We start from the raw sequence: 1,243 nt of genomic DNA, 5'->3' as shown, positions 1-1,243 counted from the left end.
CGCTCTTCCGCTCCCGCTGGGCCGGCCGCAGGCTGCCCACCGAGGCCGAGTGGGAGAAGGCCGCCCGCCACGACCCGGCAACCCCGGCCCCCCGCCGCCACCCCTGGGGCGAGGCCGCCCCCGGCCCCGCGCACGCCAACCTCGGCCAGCGCCACCTCCAGCCCGCCCCCGCCGGGTCCTACCCGGACGGCGCCGCGCCCTGCGGGGCCCGCCAACTGCTGGGCGACGTATGGGAGTGGACGGCCTCGTCGTTCACCGGCTACCCCGGCTTCGCCGCCTACCCCTACCGCGAGTACAGCGAGGTCTTCTTCGGCGACCGCTACCGGGTGCTGCGCGGCGGGTCGTTCGCCACCGACCCCGTCGCCTGCCGGGCCACGTTCCGCAACTGGGACCTGCCCGTGCGCCGCCAGATCTTCGCCGGGTTCCGCACCTGCCGGGACGCCCCCGAGGACGCCGGGGCGTGAGCGCATGTGCCGGCACCTCGCCTACCTCGGCCCCGTGCGTTCGCTCGCCGAGCTGCTCACCGAGCCGCCGCACAGCCTCTACCGGCAGTCGTGGACGCCCACCCTCAACGCCGACGGTTTCGGCGTGGGTTGGTACCCGCCGGGGGACGGCGCGGGCCCGGTCCGCTACCGCCGCTCCGTGCCGATCTGGGCCGACGCCAACCTCCCGGCCCTGGCCTCCGTCCTGCGCAGCGGCGCCGTCCTGGCCGCCGTCCGCTCGGCCACGCCCGGCACCAGCCTGGACGAGTCGGCCGCCGCCCCCTACACCCTGGGCCGCTGGCTGTTCAGCCACAACGGCCGCGTGGAGCACTGGCGTTCGCTCCCCGAGGACCTCGGCGTCCCGCTCACCGCCGCCCAGGTCCTCGGCATGGAGGCGCACACCGACTCCGCCCTGCTGTGGCTGCTGGCCGGGCGCCGCCTGGCCGCGGGCGAGCCGCCCGGGTACGCGCTGGCCGGCGTCGTGCGGGCCATCACCGCCGCCCGCCCCACCGCCCTGCTCAACCTCCTCCTCACCGACGGGCACGCCATCGCCGCCACCCGGCACGGCCACCCCCTCCACTACCGCAGGGACGCGGAGGCCGGCTCCGTGACCGTCGCCTCCGAGCCCTGCACCGACGACCCGGGCTGGCAGGAGAGAACGGAAGCGCGGCGTGAAGGGAAAGAGTGAACGTCCTAGCCTTATGCGCTGTTGGCGGGCTTATTTGATACAAGCAGAAGCACGCCACGCATTTAACCATTCC

Annotated in this window: 2 protein-coding genes; both read left to right on the top strand. The window is 75.3% G+C overall.

Annotated features, from left to right (window positions below; genetic code table 11):
- Positions 1 to 464 (top strand): SUMF1/EgtB/PvdO family nonheme iron enzyme (locus D7231_RS35065; protein ID WP_147449895.1); only part of this gene is annotated, 464 nt, incomplete at its 5' end.
- Positions 465 to 468: 4 nt separating this feature from the next.
- Positions 469 to 1,170 (top strand): ergothioneine biosynthesis protein EgtC, encoded by a 702-nt coding sequence (gene egtC, locus D7231_RS35060; protein WP_120760415.1) that lies wholly within the window; start codon positions 469 to 471, stop codon positions 1,168 to 1,170.
- Positions 1,171 to 1,243: the final 73 nt, after the last annotated feature.

Source organism: Streptomyces klenkii (genome assembly GCF_003626645.1).
Lineage (GTDB): Bacteria > Actinomycetota > Actinomycetes > Streptomycetales > Streptomycetaceae > Streptomyces > Streptomyces klenkii.
Note: the sequence above shows the minus strand (reverse complement) of the source record. Positions and strands in the feature narration are given on the sequence as shown.

Bases quoted from the DNA above. Each gene is read 5' to 3' on its own strand.
- egtC (WP_120760415.1), top strand. From the start codon at position 469: ATGTGCCGGCACCTCGCCTACCTCGGCCCCGTGCGTTCGCTCGCCGAG.